Source organism: Arhodomonas sp. AD133, assembly GCF_051195215.1.
Taxonomy (GTDB): domain Bacteria; phylum Pseudomonadota; class Gammaproteobacteria; order Nitrococcales; family Nitrococcaceae; genus Arhodomonas.
Genome location: NZ_JBNAZM010000025.1, coordinates 1 through 25,224, shown reverse-complemented (window position 1 = coordinate 25,224; position 25,224 = coordinate 1). Strand labels below are relative to the sequence as shown.

At 67.0% G+C, this 25,224-nt stretch carries 19 protein-coding genes; 13 read left to right on the top strand and 6 right to left on the bottom strand.

The genetic code is table 11. The features are described 5' to 3' along the window. Positions 1-30: 30 nt before the first annotated feature. The 5 genes from ACPEES_RS14180 to msrA all read left to right on the top strand — a co-directional run bounded on the left by ACPEES_RS14180 (position 31) and on the right by msrA (position 5,749). Positions 31-1,011, top strand: a complete 981-nt coding sequence (locus tag ACPEES_RS14180) for a phosphate/phosphite/phosphonate ABC transporter substrate-binding protein (protein ID WP_435104172.1) — start codon at positions 31-33, stop codon at positions 1,009-1,011. Continuing rightward, complete coding sequence (locus ACPEES_RS14175) at positions 1,008-3,857, top strand: EAL domain-containing protein (protein WP_435104171.1); 2,850 nt, start codon at positions 1,008-1,010, stop codon at positions 3,855-3,857. Before ACPEES_RS14180 ends, ACPEES_RS14175 begins: the two co-directional genes overlap by 4 nt. Before the next feature lie 125 nt (positions 3,858-3,982). Beyond that, complete coding sequence (locus ACPEES_RS14170) at positions 3,983-4,531, top strand: NUDIX domain-containing protein (RefSeq protein ID WP_435104170.1); 549 nt, start codon at positions 3,983-3,985, stop codon at positions 4,529-4,531. Between the two features lie 112 nt (positions 4,532-4,643). Further along, on the top strand, positions 4,644-5,144 hold the full coding sequence (locus ACPEES_RS14165; protein ID WP_435104168.1) for a hypothetical protein: 501 nt from the start codon (positions 4,644-4,646) through the stop codon (positions 5,142-5,144). 50 nt (positions 5,145-5,194) lie between these two features. Further along, positions 5,195-5,749, top strand: a complete 555-nt coding sequence (gene msrA / locus ACPEES_RS14160) for a peptide-methionine (S)-S-oxide reductase MsrA (RefSeq protein ID WP_435104167.1) — start codon at positions 5,195-5,197, stop codon at positions 5,747-5,749. A 27-nt stretch (positions 5,750-5,776) separates the two neighbouring features. Here the strand turns inward: msrA and ACPEES_RS14155 are convergent, their stop codons facing one another. From ACPEES_RS14155 to ACPEES_RS14130, 6 genes are all read right to left on the bottom strand, one after another. Continuing rightward, positions 5,777-6,958: an MFS transporter gene (locus ACPEES_RS14155; RefSeq protein ID WP_435104166.1), complete on the bottom strand. Its 1,182-nt coding sequence runs from the start codon at positions 6,956-6,958 to the stop codon at positions 5,777-5,779. An 80-nt stretch (positions 6,959-7,038) separates the two neighbouring features. Next, positions 7,039-7,350 carry a DUF2288 domain-containing protein gene (locus tag ACPEES_RS14150; RefSeq protein WP_435104165.1) on the bottom strand — a complete coding sequence of 104 codons (312 nt, stop codon included), beginning with the start codon at positions 7,348-7,350 and terminating at the stop codon, positions 7,039-7,041. 148 nt (positions 7,351-7,498) lie between these two features. Beyond that, positions 7,499-10,117 carry a TRAP transporter permease gene (locus tag ACPEES_RS14145; protein ID WP_435104164.1) on the bottom strand — a complete coding sequence of 873 codons (2,619 nt, stop codon included), beginning with the start codon at positions 10,115-10,117 and terminating at the stop codon, positions 7,499-7,501. Positions 10,118-10,304: 187 nt separating this feature from the next. Then, on the bottom strand, positions 10,305-11,285 hold the full coding sequence (locus tag ACPEES_RS14140; RefSeq protein WP_435104163.1) for a TAXI family TRAP transporter solute-binding subunit: 981 nt from the start codon (positions 11,283-11,285) through the stop codon (positions 10,305-10,307). A 338-nt stretch (positions 11,286-11,623) separates the two neighbouring features. After that, a complete protein-coding gene (locus ACPEES_RS14135; RefSeq protein WP_435104162.1) occupies positions 11,624-12,556 on the bottom strand; it encodes a MurR/RpiR family transcriptional regulator in 933 nt (310 codons plus the stop codon). 139 nt (positions 12,557-12,695) lie between these two features. After that, a complete protein-coding gene (locus tag ACPEES_RS14130) occupies positions 12,696-13,034 on the bottom strand; it encodes a hypothetical protein (protein ID WP_435104161.1) in 339 nt (112 codons plus the stop codon). A gap of 228 nt (positions 13,035-13,262) precedes the next feature. Between ACPEES_RS14130 and ACPEES_RS14125 the strand changes: the two genes are divergently transcribed. From ACPEES_RS14125 to ACPEES_RS14090, 8 genes are all read left to right on the top strand, one after another. Continuing rightward, positions 13,263-14,336, top strand: a complete 1,074-nt coding sequence (locus tag ACPEES_RS14125) for a Leu/Phe/Val dehydrogenase (RefSeq protein WP_435104160.1) — start codon at positions 13,263-13,265, stop codon at positions 14,334-14,336. Positions 14,337-14,548: 212 nt separating this feature from the next. Beyond that, positions 14,549-15,529, top strand: coding sequence for a porin (locus ACPEES_RS14120; protein ID WP_435104158.1), 981 nt, complete (start codon positions 14,549-14,551; stop codon positions 15,527-15,529). Positions 15,530-15,712: 183 nt separating this feature from the next. Next, on the top strand, positions 15,713-18,790 hold the full coding sequence (locus tag ACPEES_RS14115) for an EAL domain-containing protein (RefSeq protein WP_435104157.1): 3,078 nt from the start codon (positions 15,713-15,715) through the stop codon (positions 18,788-18,790). A gap of 78 nt (positions 18,791-18,868) precedes the next feature. Beyond that, positions 18,869-20,104 (top strand): threonine ammonia-lyase, encoded by a 1,236-nt coding sequence (locus tag ACPEES_RS14110; RefSeq protein ID WP_435104156.1) that lies wholly within the window; start codon positions 18,869-18,871, stop codon positions 20,102-20,104. Positions 20,105-20,443: 339 nt separating this feature from the next. Next, positions 20,444-21,475, top strand: a complete 1,032-nt coding sequence (locus tag ACPEES_RS14105; RefSeq protein ID WP_435104155.1) for an amino acid ABC transporter substrate-binding protein — start codon at positions 20,444-20,446, stop codon at positions 21,473-21,475. A gap of 357 nt (positions 21,476-21,832) precedes the next feature. Beyond that, entirely contained in the window at positions 21,833-23,020 is a 1,188-nt protein-coding gene (locus tag ACPEES_RS14100) for an amino acid ABC transporter permease (protein ID WP_435104154.1), read from the top strand. 1 nt (position 23,021) lies between these two features. Next, entirely contained in the window at positions 23,022-24,125 is a 1,104-nt protein-coding gene (locus tag ACPEES_RS14095) for an amino acid ABC transporter permease (RefSeq protein ID WP_435104153.1), read from the top strand. A 10-nt stretch (positions 24,126-24,135) separates the two neighbouring features. After that, positions 24,136-24,927 carry an amino acid ABC transporter ATP-binding protein gene (locus tag ACPEES_RS14090; protein ID WP_435104152.1) on the top strand — a complete coding sequence of 264 codons (792 nt, stop codon included), beginning with the start codon at positions 24,136-24,138 and terminating at the stop codon, positions 24,925-24,927. Positions 24,928-25,224: the final 297 nt, after the last annotated feature.

Here is a 25,224-nt window from a genome sequence, read left to right as displayed (position 1 = left end):
GCCATGACGAAGCCGATTATGAAGACACCCATGGCATACCGATGCAAGAACACCCGCATCGCTCGGGCAACCACCAGCTCCATCCGGTGGCCGATGCGCCTGCTCGCGCTGACGGCCGCGTTGATGCTCACGGTCACGAGCGCCGCCGCGAGCCGTGAAGTGCCGCGGGGGCAGACACTGGTCATCGGCAAGGTCAGCGATAAGCCGCGCAAGCACTACAAGCGCCTGCGCCCCATGCTCGACTACGCCGTCGAACGCCTCGCCGACCAGGGCATCCGCGCCGGCGAGGTGGTCATGGCCCGCGACAACGAGGAAATGATCGAGCTTTTGCGCAGCGGACAGGTGGACTGGGTCACGGAGACCGCGTTCTCCGCACTGCGCTACGTCGACGACGCCGGTGCGCGTGTGCTGGTACGCAAGTGGAAAAAAGGCGTACCGGAATACCACACGGTGTTCATCACCCGGCGCAACAGCGACATTCACACGCTCTCCGATCTCACCGGGCGACGCCTGGCGCTGGAGGATCCGGGCTCGAGTACGGCCTTTTTCCTGCCGGTGGGGGCATTGCTCGACACCGGGCTAACGCCGCAGGAGCTGCCGCGGCGGGACGCGCCGGTCCCCCATCGCAGGGTCGGGTACACTTTCGCCGGAGGGGAAATCAACATCACCGCGTGGGTGGCCCGCGGTATCGTCGATGCCGGTGCGTACAGCAACATTGACTGGGCCGACCCGGACCACACGCCACGCGCCATGCGCGAAAACCTCCGCATCTTCCACCACGGCGAGCCGATTCCCCGGGCCTTCGAGATCGTGCGCGGGGATCTTCGCCCCGGCCTGCGCGAGGCACTGCGCCGCGTACTTCTCGACGCCGAGAACGTACCGGCGGGCCGGCGGGCGATGCAGGCCTACCAGAGCACGACGCGTTTCGATGCCATCACCCCCACGATCGAAGCTCAGCTCGCCACGGTGCGGCGCTGCCTTGCCTCGGTCCGGGAAATGCTCGCCCGATGAAGCTCCACCAACGCTACGCGCTGGTGATTGGCGCGCTCCTGCTGCTGGTGGCCATCGCACTCTCCGCGCTCCACGACCGGCAACAGCGCGGAACCATCGACCGGATCACCGACGTCGGCCAGACACGCTTCGCGCAGGCAATGCAGCGCACGCTGCGCGAGCACGCCGCGTCCGTGGCCCGACTGCTCGCCAACGGGCTCACCACCCCCGTCTACGAATACGACGTCGAGCGGGTCTACGAGATCCTGCGCGATGCACGCCGACAGGCGGGTATCGAGTACGTGCTGGTCTTCGACGACCAGCAGCTCATCCTCCACGACGGGCATGAATCCATCCCGCGATTCGGCCAGCCAATGCGGGGCGCCATGGCGGAGCGGGCCGTGCGGGCACGTGAAACACTCGTACAGGAAGACGGCGAGATCATCGAAGCCGTCACGCCCATCCACGCCGGCGCCCAATACCTGGGAGGCGTTCGCGTCGGTTTCTCGCGGGAGGTACTCACCCGCAACCTGAACGCCATGCAGGCCGACTTCGCCAAGGCGGCCGCCGCCGGCCGCCATTCGGAGCTCGTCCGCATCGGCTACGCCACCCTCGGCATTATGGCGGTGGCGGCAGCCATGGGCTTGCTGGTGGCGAGGCAGCTGAGTCGTCCCATCCGCGCTCTGGCCACGGCGGCGTCGCACATCGGCACGGCCACCGGCGACGTACCCGTACCCGTCGTGCGCAACGACGAGCTGGGCGCCCTCGCCGAAGCCCTGCGGCGCATGCAGGTGGATCTACGCGAACGCACCGTCTCCCGCGCGCAGCTGGCACACATCCTCGACAGCATGCACGAGGCCGTGCTCGTGCTGGACGCCGACTATCGCGTGGTCAGCCACAACCGTCCGGCACGAACGTTGCTGCACGGCGGCGAGCAGGACCTCCAGGGGCTGCCCATCGCCGCCTGCCTCACCGAAAGCCTTCCCCCTCGCGTGACCACCCGCGGCGCAGACAGGCCCCCCGTGCAGATCGAGGAAACGGTTCTGCGAAGACTCGACGGCAGTGTCGTCGCCGTTGGTATGTCGCTGGCGCCGCTGCTGGACGAACCACTCGGAGAGTGGGTCTGCGTGCTCCAGGACCTCACCGAACGCCTCGAAGGCCGGCGCCGCCGGCAGCTTGCCGCCGGTCTGTTCGAGCACAGCATCGAAGGCATCGCCCTGCTCGACGAGACCGGCCGGATCGTACAGGTCAACGCCGCGTTCAGCGAGCTCACCGGAAGGAACGCCGCAGCGATCGAAGGTCGCCGCTTCTCCGAGCTCGTCGACAGGGACCACCGCAGTACAGCAACCCGTCTGGTACACAGGGTTCGCCGCCGGGACCGCTGGGAAGGCGAGCTGCACTACCTCGGTACCGACGGCGGCCCGCACCCCGCGCGGGTGGCCGCAGCGGCCATTCGCGACCGCGACGGCGACCTGGAGCAGGTGGCGGTGGTAATCACCGACCTTTCCCAGCAACGCCGTGCCGAGCGCACCATTCATCATCTCGCCTACTACGACCCCCTGACCGGGCTGCCGAACCGCGCACTCTTCCGCAACCGTCTCGAAGAGGCACTGGCGACGGCGGCGCGGGACGAACACGCACTGGCGCTGCTTTTTCTCGACCTGGACCGTTTCAAGATTATCAACGACACCCGTGGGCACGCCTGCGGGGACGAGCTGCTCACCGCCGTGGCGCACCGGCTCCAGAGTGCGCTAGAGGCGGGGGACTGCATCGCCCGACTCGGCGGCGATGAGTTCGCCGTGCTGCTGCCCGCCCTTGCCAGTGCAGACGAAGCCCAGCAAGTCGCGATCGGGCTGATCCATGCGTTCGCTCAACCGTTCGACACCAGCGACGGCGAGCTGTTCACCAGCACCAGCATCGGCATCAGCGTCTATCCGCGGGACGGACGCGAGGCGGAGTCATTGCTTCGCAACGCCGACGCCGCCATGTACCGGGCCAAGGAACAGGGCCGCAACACGTACTTTCTGTTCACCCAGGAGCTGAATGCACGGCTGCGGGAGTACGGCGAGCTCGAGCACGAGCTGCGCGAGGCCCTGCACACCGGCGCGCTCGAGCTCCATTACCAGCCGCAGGTATCGCTGGTGACCGGTGACATCGTCGGCGCGGAGGCGTTGATGCGCTGGCACCACCCGGTGCGTGGCTGGGTCCCACCGGGCAAGTTCATCCCCATCGCCGAGGACAGCGGACTGATCGGGGAGCTCAGCGAGTGGGCGCTCGCCGAAGCAGTGCGCGAGCAGCAGCGCTGGGAGAGCGCCGGACTGACCGGGCTTCGCCTGGCAGTCAATCTCTCGGCCCGACAGTTCCGCGACCCCAACCTCATCCAGCAGATCGAGCAGGCGCTGACGGCGAGCGGCACCAGCCGGCCCCGACTGGAGCTGGAGATCACCGAGACCTTCCTCATGGACGACATCGACCACACCGTACAACTGCTGCTCAAGCTCAAGGAGCTCGGCGTGCGCGTGAGCGTCGACGATTTCGGTACCGGCTACTCATCGCTTGCCTACCTCAAGCGCTTCCCCATCCACACACTCAAGATCGACCGCACATTCATTCGCGACATCCAGGAAGACAGTGACGACGCCGCCATCGTCCTCGCCATCCTGAGCATGGCGCACGCACTGGGCGTGGCCGTCGTCGCCGAAGGCGTCGAACGTGCCGAACAGGCCGACTACCTTAGCAGCCACGGTTGCCAGTATGCCCAGGGCTTTCTTTACGCCCCGGCGCTGCCCGGCGAAACGTTCCTGGCCCGCTACGGCCCCCGCAACGGGCCCATGGAGCGGGCCAGTGCGGGCGATCACGAGCGTTGATCGCCCCGCGCGACAGACGCTCGCCGCGCCTCTCCACCCTGTTCACCTCACGTGCCGCTCGCGTCGGGCAAATGCGCGTTTCGGCTGGTATCCTCGCGGACAGGGTGAGAGGCAGATACGCGCCAATGAACGATCCCCGGCATTCCCGCCGCGGCCCACGCCACTATCGCACCCCGGACGGCGATGACCGGCCGCGGCTGACCTGTCCGGACTGCGGTTACGTCGCTTACGAGAACCCGCGCGTCGTCGTCGCGAGCGTGGCACGCGAGGGCAACCGCGTGCTGCTGTGCCGCCGCGCGATCCCGCCGCATATCGGTTATTGGTGCCTGCCGGCAGGTTTTCTCGAGCTCCACGAGAGCGCCGAGGAAGGCGCCTGCCGGGAGGCCATGGAGGAGGCCCACGCGGACCTCGAGCTCGCGGGCGTGCTCGCGGTCTACAGCCTCGCCCACATCAATCAGGTGCAGATCGTCTTCAGCGCCCGCCTGCGCGTTCCGACGATCAGCCCGGGCCCCGAATCCCAGGACGTGGCACTGTTCCACTGGCACGACATCCCCTGGGAGTCGCTGGCGTTCCCCTCGGTGCGCTGGGCCCTTGAGCACGACCGCCAGGCCCGCGAACACTCTGTCTGGGCGGCGGCCGGCAACCCGGAGCCCGCGCGCCCGCTCGGTGAGTGACGACTCCTCGCCCCCGTTGCCATGAAGCCCCCTGCGGGAGCCATTGACGATTCCCGGCTATGCTCAGGGGGTCGGGGGTGTGCCGGTGGCAGCGTCAAGCGGGAGAGAAACCATGGGACGACGGCTGTTGCTCACCGCGCTCGTCCTGGCCGGGGTCCTCGCGGTCGCCGCCTATCGGCCCCGCGACCCTTGGGACGCCCCCACCGGACCGCGTCCGTGGCTGACCGCCGACGATGTGGTCACCCTCCAGCTGGAGGCCCTGCGGCGTAACGGCGAGCTTCGCAATGACCGGGGCATCCGCATCGCCCTGCGCTTCGCGTCACCGTCGACCCGGGAGCACCTCGGCGCGGATACCTTTGCGGCACGCCTGCGTCAGCCCTATTTCCGGGCGATTCTGCAGCACCGCAGCGCAAGCATCGTCGCGCGGGCCGAACGTGACGGCCGGGCCGCGTTTCGTGTCCGTCTCGATCGCCGCAACAAAGCCGAGGCGCCGACGGTGTTCCTGTTCCTGCTCTCACGCCGGTATCTGCCCGACTGCAACGGCTGCTGGGTGACCGATCTCGTCCATCCCTGGCCCACCGGCGTTCAACGCCGCACCGGTATCGACGTCTGACGGCGTACAGGCGAGAATGCCGGTTCAGACTCGAGCCATGGGAGGGTGCGATGGCGGTCGATGACCAACTGCAGACAGCCACTTTGGGCGGCGGCTGTTTCTGGTGCCTGGAGGCGGTCTACCAGGAGCTCGCCGGTGTGGTATCGGTCACCTCGGGATACACCGGCGGGCATACCGAGGCGCCCACGTACCGTGACGTGTGCACCGGCACCACCGGGCACGCCGAGGTGGTCCAGATCCGCTTCGACCCCGACGCGATCGACTACCGAGGCATTCTGGAGGTGTTCTTCAGCACGCACGATCCGACCACACCGGACCGCCAGGGGCACGATGTCGGGCCGCAGTACCGCTCCATCATCCTCTATCACGACGACGCCCAGCGGGCGACGGCGGCCGCGCTGATCGACGAGCTCGAACGCGAAGCGGTCTTCGATGCGCCCATCGTCACCCGCGTCGAGCCCTACGCGGCGTTCTATCCGGCCGAGGCGTATCATCACGACTACTACCGCCAGAACGCCGAGCAGGGCTACTGCCAGGCCGTTATCGCGCCCAAGCTGAGCAAGTTCCGCCAGCGCTTTCGCGAGCGGCTGAGAAACGGCGGCTGACGCCGGCGAGATCCGCCATCGGCGCTATCAGCGCGTACGCCCCTGGGCCGGGGCGGCGCTCATGGCCGAATCGGTGGCGCCCGGGGCGATGCGCCCGTGGCGCCACGCCAGCGTGAGCCCGAGCAGGCCCACGACACCGATCCCCGCGATCGTCGGCCCCCAGCCCCAGCGCTCGTAGATCAGCCCCGGCACATACGAGCCGAGCACGCCACCGAGATAGTACGCCGATACGTACAGCCCGTTGATCAGACCCCGGTGCGGGCTCTCGCTGCGGTTGACCTGCGCCGAGGCGATGGAGTGCACCAGGAACATACCGCCGCAGAAAACGAAAATCACCACGAACAGCAGGGTCAGGTTCGCCACCAGCGTGCCGGCGAGCGCGAGCACGTAGACCGCATAGCCCAGCGTCACCGCACGCGCCCTTCCCCCGAGCGCACGGATCACCCGATGAGCCGCCAGGGCCGAGACGATCCCCATGAGGTAGCCGGCATAGAGGAGGCTGATATCGAGCTCCGATGCCTGTGGCGAAAGCTGGGTCACCCGGAAAGGCAGGTAGTTCAGCAGCCCGACGAACACGAAGAACAGGCAGAAGATCGCACTGAAGAGGTAGCCGTTGCCCGCCTCGGTCCAGAGCTCGCGCACCGCGCGCATCGTGGGCAACGCCCGATGCGCGGGCGCCACCCGGGGCGCTCGCCGCCACCATACCCCGGTAGCGATGAGCGCGAGCCCCATGGCCACGAAAAACGCCCGCCAGTCCCACCACGTGGCGATCCCCCCGGCCAGAAGCCGACCGCCGAAGCCGCCGACGATGGTCGCCGCCACGTACGCGGACATGACCCGCTGCAGACGCTCCGCCGACACGCCGCCGGCGACAGCGGTCATCAACGCTGTCATCACGGCCGGCAACAGCAGGCCCTGAACGAGGCGCGCGCCGAGCATCACCGGGAATGACGGCACAGCGGCGAACACCAGCGCCGCTATACCGAGGCCGGCGGTGCCGAACTGAAGCACACGCGCGCTGCTCACCCGTGAGAGCACCGCCCCGTAAGCAAGCGGCGCCACACCCAGGGGCAGCAGCGTCGCACTCATCAGCAGCGCGATCTGGGATTCGGTAACCGCCAGCGACTCGGCGAACCGGGGCAGCAGCGGCTGCGGCGCGTACAGCGAAAAATAGGCGAACAGGGCAGTCAGCAGTGCGCGGGCAGACACGGCAGCCTCTCGGTAACCGATAGCCGGGCAATGATATCAGAGGCCATCGCCCCCTGACTCACCGCACGGGCCCGGGGGCCTTACCCAGGTCCGACCTCCCGCCCCTCCTGCACCAACACCCAGGGCGGCACCACCACGGCCCACACCTCGGCGTCATCGGCAGCCCAGCGGCGCGCGTCGTCGTCCGCGGTCCTGGCTACCTCACCCGCTTCCATCCAGGCGGCGACACGGTCGCTGTCGTCGGCGACGAACGCCGCCGCCACCTCCACCAGATCGAGTCGCGGCGAGACCGTCACCGTCGCCCCGCGGGCGAAGTGGCGCTCGAGCTCCGACCAGCGGATACGGCCTGTCTCGGCGTTCAGCCGTGCCTTCGTTTCCTCGTCTGCGCTCATTGTCGGGAAGTCCGAGTTGGAAGTGACGAATTGAAAGTCCCAAGTTGCAAGCGGCAATGGCACGGGGACCGCCACGCGCGGGGCGGAGACTTTCAACTTGGAACTTGATACTGAGCGCCCCGGGCGGTTGTCCGCCCGGGGCGCTCCCTCACCGCGCCCGTTCCTGCCCAGCACTCACGGCGGGCGTTTCCATTCCCCTGCGCTCACGCCGCCGATACTGCAGCCACCCGATCAGAGCGAGCAGTGCGAGCGCCGGTATGAACATGAGCTCCTTCGGCGGCCGGTCCGCGGGCACCCGCAGCGACGTCACCCGAAAGCCGAAATCGAGGCCCATCTTCTGGGCGGGGGAACCGTACATGACATTCTGCACGGTGACCCGGTCGCCGAGAGCGGAAAGGGTGACACCGGCATTCTGCAAGCGCTGACGTCCGTCGCCCTCCCCTTCGATGGGCAGCGCTACCACCTTGCTGATTTCCTCGCCTTCCACCGTCAGCCCCTCGACGTGAAGCGCGAGCCGACTGCCCGACGGCAGGGACTCGGCCACCTGGAACACCTCGGTGGCCGACCGGTCCTCGTAAGGTGCGTAAAGCTCGTCCCACCAGAATCCGGGCCGGAACATGGTGAAGGCGATCAGCAACAGGCCCACGGTCTCGTACCAGCGCGTCCGGGTGAGCCAGTACCCCTGGGTGGCAGCGGCGAACACCAGGATCGCCACCAGAGCGCTCACCACCACCACCACCAGATCGAACCACCCGGCGAGGCCGATCAGCAGCAGCTTGGTGTTGAAGATGAACATGAACGGCAGCACCGCCGTGCGTATATCGTAGGTGAACCCCTGCACGCCTGTACGTATGGGATCGGCGCCGGAAATGGCCGAAGCGGCGAAGGCAGCGAGGCCCACCGGCGGCGTGTCGTCGGCGAGAATGCCGAAATAGAACACGAACAGATGCACGGCGATCAACGGCACGATCAGCCCGTGCTGCGCGCCGAGCTCGACGATCACCGGCGCCATCAGCGTGGAGACCACGATGTAGTTCGCGGTGGTGGGCAGACCCATGCCGAGCAGCAGGCTGATCACCGCCGTGAACAGCAGCATGAGGATCAGGCTGCCGCCGGATATGAACTCGACGAATGCCGTCATCACCAGCCCGATACCGGTGACCGTCACCGTCCCCACGACGATACCCGCCGCGGCCGTGGCGACACCGATGCCGATCATGTTGCGCGCGCCGCCGACCATGCCGTTGAGCAGGTCCCGCCCGCCGGCGAGCGCTTCGGCCGCCAGCGCGCGATCTCGGCGCATCACCGCGAGAATGGGCCGATGTGTCACGGCGATGATGATCATGAACATCAACGCCCAGAACGCCGACAGTCCCGGCGAGAAACGCTCCACCATCAGGCACCAGATCAGCACCGCCACCGGCAGCAGGAAGTACAGCCCGCTAAGGAGAATGGGGCCGGCGTCGGGCACTTCTTCGAGCTCGTCCTCGGCGGTATCCTCGTCCAGGCGTGGCTGGCGCGAGGCCACCCACAGCAAAGCGAGATAGACCGCCACCAGCGCGATCCCCACGATCCACGTCGCCGCCGGGCCGAACACGTCCTTGGTCCAGCCGACGCCGTAGTAGACCGCGAAGCTCAGCACGATGATACCGAGCACACTGCCCACCAGGCCGGTCACGCGCATCAGCCAGCTGGGCACGTGCCGCCGGGGCAGCCCTTTCATGCCCGCCTTGGTGGCTTCCAGGTGGACGATGTAGATGAGCGCGATGTAGCTGATGAGCGCCGGCAGCAGAGCATGCTTGATGACCTCCAGATAGGAGATGCCGACGTACTCGACCATCAGGAATGCCGCCGCGCCCATGATGGGTGGGGTGAGCTGGCCGTTGGTGGAGGCGGCCACCTCCACCGCCCCCGCCTTGGTGGCGGGGAAGCCGACCCGCTTCATCAGCGGGATTGTGAAGGTCCCCGTCGTGACGACATTGGCGATGGAAGAGCCGGAAATGATGCCCGACAGCCCCGAGGCCACCACGGCAGCCTTGGCCGGCCCGCCACGCAAGTGCCCGAGCATGGAGAAGGCGACCTTGATGAAATAGTTGCCGGCACCGGCATGCTCGAGAATGGCACCGAAGAGCACGAACAGGAAGACGAAATCCGTGGACACGCCCAAGGCGACGCCGAAAACGCCCTCGGTGCCTAGCCAGTAATGGGACGCCGCCTTGGACAGGCTGATGCCGCCGTGGGAGATGACGTCGGGCATGTATGGCCCGGCGAATGCGTAGGTGAGGAATACCAGCGCCACCACCATCAGCGGCGGGCCGAGCGCGCGGCGCGTAGCCTCCAGCAGCAGCACCATGCCGACCACCGCGATCCATAGGTCATAGGTGGTAGGATCGCCAGGGCGTTGCGCCAACGCGTCGTAGAACACGTACAGATATGCCGCGCTCGCCGCCCCGAGCAGCGCGAGTACCCAGTCATGAATCGGGATATAGCGCCGCGGCGAGCGCTTGAGCGCCGGATAGCCCGTAAAGGCCAGGAACATGGCGAAAGCCAGGTGGATGGCCCGCGCCTCGGTGCTGTTGAAAATGCCGAAGCCGAAGACGAACGGCCACGGCGAGGCGTACCAGATCTGGAACAGTGACCAGACCAGAGGCACGGCGAACAGGATCGCCGCCGGCACACCCGGGGGCGCGCGACCGCCACCTTCGGCCTGGAGCATCTCTTCGAGCTTGGCGGCATCCGCCCGCGTTTCGTTGTCCTTCGCGCTCATGCGCATCGCCCTGTCGATGAATTGAACAACGCCGGCGAACGCTATCCCCGAAGCGTCCGCCGGCGCCTTGCCCCCCTGGGACGCGCCCTGAGCGCGACCGGGTCAGTGCGACGCGACGCCACGCTCAGGACAGCACCGCCCCGGCTCGCGCCAGGGGCGGCTTTCCCGTGTCGTTATCCGATGTGGATCACTCGATGAGGCCGGCCTCCTTGTAGTACTTCTCGGCACCAGCGTGCAGCGGCGCGCTCAGCGACGCCTCGACCATCTCTTCCTTCTCGAGGACGGCGAACGCCGGATGCAGGGACTTGAAGTCCTCGAAGTTCTCGAACACCGCCTTCACCAGCTCGTAGACCACGGTCTCGCTGGTGCCCGTGGACGAGACGAACGTGGCACGCACGCCGAAGGTCGTGGTGTCGTCCGGATTGCCGCGGTACATGCCACCCGGAATGGTGGCCATGGAGTAGTAGGGCTGTTCCTCGACCAGGGCGCGCACGTCCTCGTTGTCCACGTTCACCAGGTTGGCGTCACAGGCGGTGGTGGCCTCCTGGATGGCACCGGAGGGATGGCCCACGACGTAGACGAACGCGTCGATCTTGTTGTCGCACAGCGCCGAGGCCATCTCCGAGGCCTTGAGCTCGGAGGCGAGGGAGAAATCGTCCATGCTCCAGCCCACGGCGTCCATCAGCACCTCCATGGTGGCGCGCTGACCGGAGCCGGGGTTGCCCACATTGACGCGTTTGCCCTCGAGGTCGGCGAAGTCCTCGACATTGGCGTCGGCACGGGCCACCACGGTCAGCGGCTCCGGATGCACGGAGAAAACCGCACGCAGGCCATCGAACGCCCCCGCCTCCTCGAAGCGGCTGCTGCCATTGTAGGCGTGGAACTGCCAGTCGGACTGAACCACACCGAGATCGAGCTCGCCATCGCGAATGGCATTGAGGTTGTACACCGAGCCGCCGGTGCTCTCCACGGAGCAACGAATCCCATGGCGGTCACGGTCCTTGTTCACCAGGCGACAGATGGCGCCACCGGTGGGGTAATACACACCGGTGACGCCCCCCGTGCCGATGGTGACGAATGTCTGCTCCTGAGCGCTCGCACCCGCCGACATGCCGAGAGCGAGTGCCCCGGAGATCACGCCCGCGATCAGGTTCTTCTTTTGCAGCATCTTGCGTTTCCTCCTTTCACTTCGCACAAGCCGGGCCGGCGCACACGCGCCGCCCGCCACGATGCCCGGTCCAGGTGTCGGTCGTATTCGGACTGAGCTGGCTGCGGCCGCGGGACAGCAGCCGCTTTGGCCACTCCTTCCCGCCACACGAGTCCCACCACGCGCCTCGAATGAGAATGAGCGGGCCGAACCGCCTCGATGCCCACCCGCCTCGCTCGAGTCCACTACGTTCGACAGACTCCCGAGTCATAGCCTGGAGTATGGTTGCCAGCTCCAGCCCCCTCCAGTCCGGTGCCCGTTCATCGACGAGGCGGCGCCGTTGCACCAACTCACGCCGGTTACAGCTCCACGTCCATCCGGCTGATGAGGCGCTCACGCTCGCGTAACGCCACCAGGGCGTCGTCGCCGAGCTCGCGGGCGACCAGCGCCAGCAAAGCCTCGATCAGCACCAGCGCCGCCCCCAGGCTGTTGCTGAAGAAATGGCCGCTGGCGGGCGCCACGAAACTATGAGCGGCGTAAGCGGCCAGGGGCGAGGCGTAGCTGTCGGTAACGGCGAGTACCGGAACGCCTCGGGCGTGCGCCACCTCGGCCGCGGTCACCGTGGCCTTGGTATAAGGGGCGAAGCCGATGACCACGAGCAGATCCCCGTCCCCCGTCTGCGCGAGCCCGTGGGCGAGACCGTGCTCGGGATTGAGCACGCCGACATCGCTGCGCAGCATGCCCAGGCCGTAAGAGAAGTAGCTCGCCAGCGGGTAGGACTGACGCATGCCCAGCACGCGTATGCGCTCGCCGACGATGAGCTGGCGCACCGCTGCCTCTACCGCGCCGGCATCCAGATTGTTGAGCATGCCCTGGATATTGCCGCGCTCGTCTCGGGCGATTCGCGAGAAAACGTCCAGCGCCCGATGCTGACGGCCGCTTACGTCCCGCAGCCGCGAAACCTGCTCACTGTAGAAGTGACCGGTCTGGGCGACGTGACGCCGGAAGACAGCCTGAAACTCGGAGAATCCGGAGTAACCCAGGGCCTTGGCGAGTCGTGTCAGCGTCGAGGGATGAACGCCGAAGGCCTCGCCCAGCTCGGTGATGCTGTACACTGCCGCCTGTCGCGGCGCAGCCACCATGCCATCGAAGACCTCGACGGCGCGCCGGCCGAGACGCCGTCCGCCCTTGCCCGCACGTACGTTCGCCAGCGCCTCGCGCAAGGCCTCCAGACTGGCCGGGGGGCGTTGCCCGGTAACCGGGGAGTCCGCGCCGTTACTGTGCTCAGCCACCGCGTCACCGCTGTCTCGTTAGCTTCGGCGAGCATAACAGCGAACCGACCGGATGCAAGCCAGACTTGCGGCCGGCAACCATGTGCGCAAACAGTACACGCGCTGCGCCTCGGGCCGGTGGCCAGACGGCGGCATTGCCTCACGCCGTCAGCAGCAGGCCCACCCCGAGCACCGCGGCCACCGCGTGCAGCCAGACCATGAACAGCGGCGGCCGCTCACCCTGCAACCGGAATAGCGCCACGAAAGCGCCACCGATCGCGGCGAGGACGAGACAGAACAAGCCGGCGTTGGCCGTCAGCACCGCGCCCGCGCCCCAGATCGAGGCGAGCGCCCAGGCAAGCGCGGCAATCGCCAGCACGCCATGGCACCACCCCCACGACGGACGCACGCGCCGACCGGTGAGGTGGCGGGCGAGCAACAAGGCCCCCCACAGGCTCACGGCGAGGAGCACCGCGGTCGGGCCGGGAATCGCAGTCATCGCGCGGAACCTCCTTCCCCTTGTGCGGCGGCGAGTTCGGCAACGCCTGAGGCGTCGAGGGTTCGCCAAACCGCCGAGCGACGATAGACTGTTCAGTGGCATCCCTCAAAAGGGGGTGCCCGATGATAACCCGGCCCGCCGGCGTGACGCGCCACCACGGGCCGTTGGACAATCGCCGCCACTGCCGGGCCAACCGCTCGGGTTCGGGGCGGAGGAGAGGAGATCGCCATGAGCGTATTCGAACATCCCGAATTCCGTGGCCACGAACGCGTGGTCTTCGGCCACGACCCGGACTCGGGTCTGCGCGCCATCGTCGCCATCCACGACACGACCCTGGGCCCGGCCCTTGGCGGCTGCCGCATCTGGCACTATGCCGACGGCGACGAGGCGCTCACGGACGTGCTGCGTCTTTCCCGGGGCATGACCTACAAATCCGCCATGGCGGGGCTGCCACTCGGCGGCGGCAAGGCCGTGGTCATCGCCGACCCGCAGCGTGACAAGACCCCCGAGCTGCTGCGCGCCATGGGCCGGCTCGTCGAGAGCCTGAACGGCAGCTACATCACCGCCGAGGATTCCGGCACCAGCGTGGCCGACCTGCGCCACCTCGCCGAAACCACGCGCTACGTGGTGGGGATCACGGAGAAGCGCGACGAGAACGGCGAGATCCATAGCGGCGACCCCTCGCCGGCGACGGCGCGAGGGGTGTACGTCGGGCTGCACGCGACGGTCCGCGAGGCGCTCGGGCGCGACGACCTCCACGGCCTGCGCGTGGCGATCCAGGGCGTGGGCAACGTCGGTTACCATCTCGCGCGCCATCTCCACGAGGCGGGCGCACGACTGTGGGTGAGCGACATCAACGAGCAGTCGGTGGCACGCGCGGTCGAGGAATTCGGTGCCACGGCGGTCGAGCCCGAGCGCATACATGCCGCCGAGGTCGACGTCTTCGCCCCCTGCGCGCTCGGTGCCGCACTCTCGCGAGAGACCATCGGTGAGATGCACGCGCGCGTGGTCGCCGGGTCCGCCAACAATCAGCTCGCCACGGACGCCGACGGCGAGCGCTTGCGACAGCGCGGCATTCTCTATGCCCCCGACTACGTGATCAACGCCGGTGGCGTGATCGACGTGGCCGACGAGCATCACGGCTACGACGCCTTGCGGGTGCGCGCGCGTATCGATGCCATCGCCGATACCCTCACCGAGATCTACGCGCGGGCCCACCGCGATGGCCTGCCCACCAACGAGGTGGCCGACCGCATCGCGGAGGAACGCCTGCGCCGCAGCGCCCACGGCGCCGCCGCCTGAGCGCCCCCCGATCGCTGAAAGGCCCGGCTTCGGCCGGGCTTTTTTTGACGAGACGAGTTGCACGAAAGCAACATCCAGCGACGGTAAGGTGAAATTCACAACAAGGTTGTTGCGTTCCCGCAAAACAATGGATAGGATGACATCCGCTTTCTCGCGACGCCCACCGCGGGCGCGACGAGAGCCAACATCAAACGGAGATGAGGGACGCCACAATGAAGAAGACCGTCACTGCTCTGGCGATCGCCGCCGCGATGGGCGCCACTTCCGCCCACGCCGCGGACTTCAAGGTCAACGACGCCACGACCTTCTCGGTGTACGGCAACCTGCAGTACATCTACATCGATCAGAACAACGCCGCTGGTGACAGCGAGAGCGAGCTCACCGACAACGGCTCCACCTTTGGCATCGAGGGCGAGCACAAGTGGGACAACGGTCTCACCGGTTACTTCCGCGCCGAGTGGGAGTACCGCGCTGACGAGAAGGAAGGCGACGGGGGCATCTCCGGCACGGACGAGGTGTTCGCCGGCATCAAGGGCAACTTCGGTACGGTCCAGATCGGTACCTGGGACGGCATCTTCCAGGACTCCATCTCCGATCCGCTGAACCCGTTCGAGGCCACCGGCATGACCGAGGCGAACGGCGACAGCGAAGTCGGCGACCAGATCGCCTACTTCTCCCCGAGCTTCGGCGGCTTCACCTTCGAGCTGCAGGCGGCCTACGAGGGCGACGCCGCGGACTCGGGCTCCTCGCCCTACGGTGATGACTCGCTGGGCGACGGCGACAGCACCTTCCAGGCCGTGGCCAAGTACACCACCGACATGTTCGCCGTGCACCTCGGCTACGACGACCGTGGCTACGAGGAAGACGCGGACGGCAACATCGGTCTCACCGGTGTCGTGAACCTCGCGCCCGTCACCCTGGCCGCGAAGCTCGAGCAGGTCGGCGAGGACAGCGCCGGCAACGGCGAGGCCCAGCTCTACGCCCTGACCGGTAGCTACGACTACGGCGTGGGCGCGGTTACCGCCGCCGTCCAGGAGATCGATCCGGACGAGGGCGACGGCCGCACCGAGTTCCTGATCAACGCGAACTACAACGTCGCCAGCAATTTCTACGTCTACGTCGAGGGCGGTTGGCTCGACAAGAACGAGGACGCGGACGACTACATCTCGACGGGTGCCGTCTACAGCTTCTAAGCATCACGCTTGGAACGCCTGTACGGCCTAAACGGGGCCAGCCTTCGGGCTGGCCCCGTTTGTTTGTGGGCCATCCGAATGTGTGCGGTGTCGACGCGAGCAGCCGTCGCGTTGCCGCTAACGCCCCCCCTGTGCCACGCTTGCAACGCATGGAGGGACCGACCCGCAGAGGGGGCGAGGCGGGTGAGCGACGACAGCACGCAAACGCGTTACCGGGAGCTGTTCGAGGCCAGCCCTTATCCGATGCTGGTCTACGACCCGAGCGATCTGAAGATACGCTTTGCCAACCGCGAGGCGGCGACGATCTATGGCTATCCGGCCACCGAACTGTGCGCGCTGACCATCGAGCAACTGCACCCGCCGAAATTCCGTAACGCGCTGCGACAGGCGATACCATCCCGTGACGGCGGGCCTCACTACGCCGGCACATGGACCCACCAACGCGCCGACGGCAGTACGTTCGAGGTCGAAATCACCTCGAACGACCTATGGATCCACGAGGGCTGGCACCGCATGGTGCTGGTACAACCTGTCGACACGCGCCGCGAGGCGATCCTGCGCGAGCAACGCCGTCTGCAACGCACCAGCCGCCAGGAACGCGCCCTCGCCCAGCTGGCCACGGACCCGGTACTCGGCAGCGGCGAGCGTATCGAGCACGCACTCGCGCGCATCTGCCGTACCGCTACCGACGCCCTGTCGGTGAACAAGGCCGGTTTCTGGCGCCTCCACCAACAACCGCCAGGATTGACCTGCGAATGCCTCTACGACACCGCCGCGGGCTTCTCCGCCGGACACCACATCGACGGGACGCGTTGCCCTGCCTACCTTGATGCCGTCGGCAACGGGCGCACCATCGACGCCGCCGATGCCGTCAACGACCCCCGGACACGAGAGCTTACCGAGGACTATCTCGCCCCCGAGGGCGTCGGCGCAATGCTCGACAGCGCCGTACGCCTGCACGGCCGCGTTTACGGCGTCCTGTGCCTGGAGCACATGGGCCAGTCCCGTGAGTGGCTCGCGGACGAGATACGCTTCGCCGGGGAGCTCGCGGACCAGGCCACACAGGCGTTGATGAACGCCGAGCGCGAGCGCCACAAGCAACTCCTGCACACCATTGCCTCCGGCGTTGCCACGGGAACGGGACGCGCATTCTTCCAGATGCTCGTCGAATGCCTTGGAGAGGCCCTCGGGGCGACCCTGGTGCATATCGCCGAAGTGGCCAACGGCGATGCCAGCACCACGGCAACGGTCATCACCGGATGGTCCCGCGACGAGCGCCCGGAAACCGGCGACTACCGTCTGACGGGCACCCCCTGCGAACACACCGTCAGGCATGACCTCTGCGTCATTCCCCGGCAGGTCACCGAGGCATTTCCCGAGGACACGGACCTCGTCCATCTCGACGCCGAGGCCTATGTCGGCATTCGCCTGCGTGACAGCTCCGACCGCGCCACCGGCCTGCTGATCGCGGTCTTCGACCGCCCGCTCGAAGCCCCGGACGAAGCGCGCTCGTTGATGCAGATCTTCGCCGCACGGGCCGCCTCCGAGCTCGAGCGCATTCACGGCGAGCAACGGCTGCGCCTGGCCGCCGCCGTCCTGGAGAACGCCGGTGAAGGTATTCTCGTCGCCGACGATGATGGCGCCATCCTGGAGAGCAACCCCGCCTACCGCCGCATGACCGGCCAGGCGGCCACGAGTATCGAAGGTGCGCCGTTACTGCCTACGCTCTGCGGCGGCTCGCAACCGGTTATCGCACGACTTGCGGACGCCCTTGCCCGCGATGGTCGCTGGGAAGGGGAAATCGACTGCCAGCGCCACGATGGCACCCAATTCCCCGCCTGGCTCAGCCTCTCGCGCCTGAGCAGGCCGCATGTATCCAGTGCCAGCTTCATCGCGCTGGTCGGCGACATTACCGAGATCCGGGAAAGCCAGGCGGAGCTGCACTATCTCGCCCACCATGACCCGCTGACCGGGCTACCGAACCGCATCGCCCTACGGGAGCGCCTGGCCCGTGCGCTCGACGACAAGACCGCCACGAACGCCAAAGTGGCAGTACTTTTCATCGATCTGGACGGGTTCAAGGACGTCAACGACAGCCTGGGCCATACCGAAGGCGACCGAGTGCTCGGTGTCGTCGCCCGGCGGCTGGAGACGCAGGTCGGCCCGGATGACCTTCTGGCCCGCCTCGGCGGCGACGAGTTCATGCTGCTGCTCGCCGACAACGGCGCGTGCGAACGCCCCCACGCCGTGGCCGCGGACCTGCTCGATGCGCTGGATGTGCCATTCGAGGCGGGCGGACGACCCATCTACATTACTGCCAGCATCGGCATCGCCCTGGCCCCGGACCATGGCGACGACGCCGAGACGCTGATTCGCGCCGCCGATGCGGCCATGTACCTCGCCAAGGCGGAAGGCCGCAACACCACCCGGGTGTACCAGCCGGAGCTCACCGATCAGGCGTACCACCGGATTGCCACCGCCGGTGCGTTGCGCGCGGCGATCGATGCCGATCGTCTGTTCCTGGAGTATCAGCCGGTCATGGATCTCACCGATGGTACCCCGGTCGCCCACGAGGCGCTGGTGCGCTGGCGGCGCCAGGACGGCCGGATCGTCCCGCCGGGTGAATTCATCCCCGTCGCCGAGCACTCGGGCCTCATCGTGCCGGTGAGCCGATGGGTCTTCCGCACCGCCTGCTGGCAAATGCGTGCCTGGCTGGACGCCGGCAACCGCCCGCCACGCATCGCCGTGAACGTCTCGCCCGCCCACCTGCAGCAGGGCGACCTGGTAGCCGATTTGCGCGCGGCGACGGACGAAGCCGGCATCGCGCCCCACCATCTCATCGTCGAGGTCACCGAGAGCCTGCTCATGCAGGCACCCGGTGGGGTTCTGGACGCACTCGAAGCATTGCGGGCCATGGACGTGGACATTGCCGTGGACGATTTCGGCACCGGCTACTCCTCGCTCGCCTATCTCAAGCGTCTGCCGATCTCGATTCTCAAGCTCGACAAGTCGTTCACCCAGGATCTGCCCGACGACGCCGACAGCGCCGCGATCGCGCGGGCGATCATGGCCATGGCCGAAGGCTTGGGCCTGCGTATCGTCGCCGAGGGCATCGAAACCGAAGCCCAGCTTGGCTTTCTCCGCCGGCACGGCTGCCGCTTCGGCCAGGGGTTCCTCTTCAGCCGCCCCGTCGCCGCAGAAGCACTCCCTCCCACCAATACGCTGCAGTACTGTTGGCACGACGGTACGCATCCGGGCTAGGCTTTCCCGGTCGGCCAGGCCGTAGCCAACGGCGGATGGCGGATACGATAACGACACGCAGGGGAGGCTCGGAGACCAATGACGGTATCGGTCGATGACGTTCGCGCGGCGGCCGCAAACATCGCCAGCAGCATCGTCCGCACGCCATGCTCGCTGTCACGCACGCTCTCGCGCATCACGGGCTGCGAGCTGTTCATCAAATTCGAGAACCACCAGTTCACCGCCGCGTTCAAGGAGCGCGGGGCCCTGAACCGCCTGCTCGCACTGACGCCGGAAGAACGCCGCCGCGGCGTGATCGCCATGTCCGCCGGCAACCACGCCCAGGCGATCGCCTATCACGCCGAACGCCTCGGCATACACGCCACCATCGTGATGCCACGCCACACCCCGAACGTGAAGGTGCGAAACACCCGCGCATTCGGCGCCGATGTGCAGCTCGTCGGCGACGGCGTCGCCGAGGCCGGCGAGTTCGCTCACCGCCTCGCCGAGCAGCATGGATACGTGTTCGTCCACCCGTATGACGACGAGTACGTGATTGCCGGCCAGGGCACCATCGCACTGGAAATGCTCGAGGATTTCCCGGACCTGGACACCCTGGTGATGCCCATTGGCGGGGGCGGCCTCATCGCCGGCAACGCCGTCGCTGCCCATGCCCTTAACCCGGCAATCGAGATCGTGGGCGTGCAGACTCGGCGATTCGCGGCCGTTCAGCAGACCCTCGCCGGTCAGCCAGTCGCCTGCGGCCCGGCGACCATCGCCGAGGGTATCGCCGTCAAGCAGCCGGGCGGGCTCACGCTACCGCTGATCCGCGAGCTGGTGGACGAGGTCATGCTCGTGGACGAGGCGGAGATCGAGCGCGGCGTGCTGATGCTGCTCGATATCGAAAAAACTGTCGCCGAGGGTGCGGGCGCAGCAGGGCTCGCCGCCATCCTCGCCCAGCCGGAGCGCTTCCGCGGCAAGCGCGTCGGCATGATTCTCAGCGGCGGCAACATCGATCTGCTACCGCTGTCCTCGGTGATCCAGCGCGGCCTGGTGCGCTCCGGCCGCATCGTGCGCGTGCGCGTCGGCATCGCCGACGTTCCCGGCTCCCTCGCCGAGTTCACGCGGTTGCTCGCCGAGCATCGCGCCAACGTCATCCAGATCGCCCACCAGCGCACGTTCACCGATCTGTCGTTGCGGGCCACGGAAGTCGAGGCAACGCTGGAGACACTCGGCAGTGAGCACACCGCCGAAGTCCTGGAAGCACTGCGCGCCGAGGGCTACGATCCCGTCGTCCCCGACAGCGAACCACACCCGCACGAGCGGCGCGGCTGAGCAAGCCGCGCCGCACGCGTGGACATCCGGGTTACGAGTGGAAAGTCCGAAGGAGCATGCAGCCAGGGCACGGCGAAAGCGGCACCCTGTGGCGTGCCCGCGGCAGCGATGCTACCGTTGCAGGCGATAATTTCTGCGGCATGAGCCCGCGCGTGGCCATGCCCGCAGGTAGAACAACAAGTACGCACTGGGGGGAGAGATGGCGAACAACGCCGCGATCCGGACAACGTACGCCACGTCGGCGCCCATGGCGCTGCCTCCCGCCCGCCTGTACACCAGACCACCCCAAACCGGGATGGCACCGGGTGTAACGTTCCCAACAGGAGGAGAGCCAACGCCATGAAACGACTTGTGTCCGCCCTGACCAGCCTGGGCGCCGTCGCCGCCCTCGCCGCATCCGCCACGGTTTCTGCCGCCGACGACGGCACCCTTGCCACGGTCAAGGACCGCGGCCAGCTCATCTGCGGCGTGAACAGCGGCCTGCCCGGATTCTCCGCGACCGACGCCGACGGCAACTGGCAAGGCCTGGACGTGGACTTCTGCCGCGCCGTCGCCGCCGCGATCTTCGACGACCCGGAGAAAGTGCGCTTCATACCGCTGACCGCCAAGGAACGCTTCACCGCATTACAGTCCGGCGAGATCGACGTCCTCTCGCGCAACACCACCTGGACACTCACCCGCGATTCCTCGCTGGGCGTGAATTTCGCCGGCACGACCTACTACGACGGCCAGGGCTTCCTCATCAACAAGGCGCTCGGCGTCGACAGCGCCACGCAGCTGAGCGGGGCTACGGTCTGCGTGCTCGCCGGCACCACCACCGAGCTCAATCTGGCGGACTACTTCCGCAATAACGACATGGAGTACAACCCGCTGGTGCTGGAGAACTCCGACCAGACCATCAGCGCGTTCAACGCGGGCCGCTGCGACGTGCTCACCTCCGATCAGTCGCAGCTCAACGCCCTGCGCATCAAGCTGCCGGACCCATCGGCGGCGAAGGTGCTGCCCGAGGTCATCTCCAAGGAGCCGCTGGGCCCGGCAGTACGCCAAGGCGACGACCAGTGGTACGACGTCATCAAGTGGACGTTGTTCACCCTGATCAACGCCGAGGAACTGGGGGTCAACTCCGACAATGTCGCGGACATGCAGGATGCCGACAACCCCACCATCCAGCGCATGCTCGGCTCGTCCGGCGACATGGGCGAGAAGCTCGGCCTGCCCGCGGACTTCGGCACTCGAATCATCGAGCACATGGGCAACTACGGGGAAATCTACCGCCGCAACGTGGGCGCGGACAGCCCACTGGGGCTCGAGCGCGGCATGAACGCGTTGTGGACCGACGGTGGCCTGATGTACGCCCCGCCGATCCGCTGATCGCGTTCCGTTCGACGCCGCCCCGGGCGCGCCCGACGCGCGCCCGGGGTAAATCCGGTACTAATCCGATCACGGGTAATGCCACGATTCAGCGAACCTGTCGGGCGCTCTCGCACGGCGCGAGGCGCGTGGTGTAGCACGGTCTACATGAGCGACGAGCAACACGCCGCGAGACCGCCCGACAGGCTCGCCCGAAGGGCGCGATCGCGCGGTCCGGCCGTGGCGTGGCGTTCATTCGACGTGAGCTTCGCCACGCCTTCGCTCGCGCGCCTGGCAGCCGAACCGCACAAGCGCTCTGACACCTGGCATTACCCGTGATCGGATTAGTCAACGGGCCCACGCCCCGGGCATGACTCGATGAACACCACCACCGAAACGACGCCACCGGTAGCAAAACGCCCCTGGCGCGACCCGCGCGTTCGCGCCATCGCCTTCCAGATCCTGGCGCTCGCCGTCGTCGGCTGGCTGGGCTGGACACTGCTCGACAACACGCTCACCAACATGGCCGAGCGCGGCATCTCCACCGGCTTCGGCTTCCTCGACGAGCCGGCCGGCTTCGGCATCCTGTTCTCGCTGATTCCCTACAACGAGACCATGAGCTACGGACGCACCTTCTGGGTGGGCCTGCTCAACACGCTGCTCGTCTCCGGGCTCGGCATCGTCATCGCCACGCTGCTCGGCTTCATCGTCGGCATTGCGCGGCTGTCCTCCAACTGGCTGATCGCGAAGCTCGCCCTCGCCTATATCGAGGTATTCCGCAACATCCCGTTGCTGCTGCAGATCTTCTTCTGGTACTTCGCGGTGCTGCAGAACCTTCCCTCGCCACGCCAGAGCGTCACCGTCGGCGAGGCAGTGTTTCTCAACAACCGCGGCCTGTATCTCCCGGAACCGATATTCCAGTCCGGCGCCGGCTGGGTAGCGCTCGCCCTGCTCGCCGGCATCGCCGCCACCGTGTTATTGGCGTGGGCCGCAAAGCGCCGCCAGGACCGCACCGGGAGGCGTCTTCCGGTCTTCTGGCCGGGGCTGGCGCTGATCATCGGCCTGCCGATACTCGCCTACGCGCTCGCCGGCACCCCGATCACCTGGCAGCTGCCGGCCTTGCAGGGTTTCAACTTCCGCGGCGGCATGACGGTGCTCCCCGAGCTCGCCGCGCTGCTCACGGCGCTCGCGGTGTACACGGCCGCCTTCATCGCGGAGATCGTGCGCTCGGGCATCCTCTCCGTGGATCGCGGCCAGGTCGAGGCCGCCAGCGCGCTGGGGCTGCGGCCGCGACTTACGCTACGTCTGGTCGTCATCCCCCAGGCGATGCGGGTGATCATTCCGCCGCTGACCAGCCAGTACCTCAACCTGACGAAAAACTCCTCGCTGGCCACCGCCATCGGCTACCCGGACCTGGTCGCCGTGTTCATGGGCACCACGCTCAACCAGACCGGCCAGGCCGTGGAGATCGTCGCCATGACCATGGCGGTCTACCTCGTCATCAGCCTCTCCATCTCAGCGCTGATGAACCTCTACAACCGGGCGGTGGCCCTGAAGGAGCGCTAGCGTGTCAGTCACTTCGGAACGCCATCCGGACCTGCCACCGCCGCGCCGTCAGATCGGCGTGCTCGGCTGGTTGCGGCAAAACCTCTTCTCCACGTGGTACAACAGCCTGCTCACCGTCGTGGCAGGCTATCTGCTGATCCGCTACGCCATCCCGGTCATCGACTGGGCATTGGTGGACGCGCGCTTCGTTGGCGCAGACGCGAGCGCCTGCGATACCGACGGTGCCTGCTGGCTGTTCGTGCGCGAGCGCCTCGCCTTCTTCGTCTACGGGTTTTACCCCGAGGCAATGCGCTGGCGGGTGAACATCGTCTTCGCTCTGCTCGCCATCGCTTTCGCACCGCAGTTCATCGAGCGCTTCCCGGGCCGGCGCTGGCTCGGGATTTTCGGGCTGACGGCGTTTCCTGTCATCGGCTTCGTGCTCATCCACGGCGGCGTGCTCGGGCTGGAGAGCGTGCCCACCGCGGACTGGGGCGGGCTGATGCTGACCCTGGTGCTCGCCTACGGCGGCATCTTCGCCGCCCTGCCCGTGGGCACGATTCTCGCGCTCGGGCGACGCTCGACAATGCCCGTGATCCGCGGGCTCTGTGTCGTATTCATCGAGATCTGGCGCGCCGTGCCATTGATTACCGTGCTGTTCATGGCCTCGGTGATGCTGCCGCTGTTCCTGCCCGAGGGCGTGAATTTCGACAAGCTGCTACGGGCGCTGATCGGGATCATAATGTTCCAGTCGGCCTACATGGCGGAGGTGGTCCGCGGCGGGCTGCAGGCGATCCCCAAAGGCCAGTACGAGGCCGCAGACGCGTTGGGGCTCGGCTACTGGAAGAAGATGGGGCTGGTGATCCTGCCCCAGGCCCTCAAGCTGGTGATCCCCGGCATCGTCAACACCTTCATCGCGCTGTTCAAGGACACCTCGCTGGTGCTCATCATCGGGCTGTTCGATCTGCTCGGCACGGTCCAGGCGACGATCATCGACCCCGCCTGGCAGGACGTGGCCACCGAAGGCTACGTCTTCGTCGCCGCCGTGTTCTGGGTCTTTTGCTTCGGACTGTCACGGTACAGCCAGAACCTGGAACGCAAGCTCGACACGGGCCACCGCGAACGCTGAGGACCATACGATGAACGACACCGCCACCAACGACCGGGGCCCCGTGGCCTCCGCCGCCACCAGCGGCGACGTGATCATCCGCGTGGAAGGCATGCACAAGTGGTTCGGCGCCTTTCACGCCCTCAAGGAGATCGACCTCACCGTCAGCCGCGGCGAGCGCATCGTCATCTGCGGCCCGTCCGGGTCGGGCAAATCCACCTTCATCCGCTGCCTCAACCGCCTCGAGGAGCACCAGCGCGGACACATCGAAGTCGACGGCATCGAGCTCACCGAGGACATCAAGCACATCGAGACCGTGCGCCGCGAGGTCGGCATGGTCTTCCAGCACTTCAACCTCTTTCCGCACCTCACGGTGCTGGAGAACTGCTGTCTCGCGCCCATGTGGGTGCGCAAGACCCCACGCCGGGAGGCCGAAGCCACCGCCATGCAATACCTGGAGCGGGTGCGCATTCCGGAACAGGCGCAGAAGTATCCGGGGCAACTCTCCGGCGGCCAGCAACAGCGCGTGGCCATCGCCCGGGCGCTGTGCATGCAGCCGAAGATCATGCTCTTCGACGAGCCCACCTCCGCGCTGGACCCGGAGATGATCAAGGAGGTGCTCGACGTCATGATCGAACTCGCCGAATCCGGGATGACCATGCTCTGCGTCACCCACGAGATGGGCTTCGCCAAGACCGTCGCCGACCGGGTGATCTTCATGGACGGTGGCGAGATCGTCGAACAGGCACCGCCGTCGACATTCTTCAGCGCCCCCGAGGAACCGCGAACCCAGCGGTTCCTGCAGCAGATCCTGGAGCACTGAAAGACGTGAATTGCAAGTAGCAAGTTTCAAGTTGAAAGTTTCGGGAGGGGGCATTTCCAGTCGAGACACAACATGCCGGTACTTGCGTTTTCGGCCGCGCATCACAGGCTAAACTCGTGACCCGAAACTCAATACGCGTCGCACTCACAGGCCGGCGACAGGGCGCGAAGCGCCTCGTGGCCGGCATGAACACACGTGCGGCGAAGTCGCGCGTCAGCGATTACTAATCTTCTCAGAAGTATTGTCATACGTCAGAGCACCACAGCGGCCCGGGGGCAAGACGCGTTCGCGCCGGCG